The sequence below is a fragment of the Burkholderia sp. SRS-W-2-2016 genome (genome assembly GCF_001931485.1).
GTDB lineage: Bacteria > Pseudomonadota > Gammaproteobacteria > Burkholderiales > Burkholderiaceae > Paraburkholderia.
On the sequence record NZ_MSDV01000041.1, the window covers coordinates 1 to 527 of the forward strand.

The window sequence follows — 527 nt, forward strand, 5'->3', positions numbered from 1 at the left end:
ACCTTCGAGTCCTTCATCCCGGCCAGATGCTGGATCGCACCCGAGATGCCGACCGCGACATACAACTGCGGTGCGACGATCTTGCCGGTCTGGCCGACCTGGTAGTCGTTCGGCACGAAGCCCGCGTCGACTGCCGCGCGCGATGCGCCCAGCGCCGCGCCGAGCTTGTCCGCCAGCGGCTCGAGCACCTTCGTGTAGTTCTCGCCGTTGCCCAGACCCCGGCCGCCCGACACGATGATCTTCGCGCTCGTCAGTTCCGGACGATCCAGCTTCGTCACTTCACGGCTGACGAACTGCGAGATGCCGGTGTCGGCTGCCGCTTCGATCTTCTCGACCGCCGCGCTGCCGCCTTCGGCTGCAACCGGGTCGAAGCCGGTCGTACGCACGGTGATGACCTTGACCGGATCAGCCGATTGCACGGTGGCGATTGCGTTGCCCGCGTAGATCGGACGCTCGAACGTGTCCGGTGCATCGACTGCGGTGATGTCCGAGATTTGCGCGACGTCGAGCTTCGCGGCGATACGCGG

1 protein-coding gene is annotated in these 527 nt (G+C 66.0%); it reads right to left on the reverse strand.

The window, feature by feature from the left end; all coding sequences use genetic code 11:
* On the reverse strand, positions 1 to 527 hold a 527-nt coding region (locus BTH42_RS18445), incomplete at both ends, for an electron transfer flavoprotein subunit alpha/FixB family protein (protein WP_218642014.1).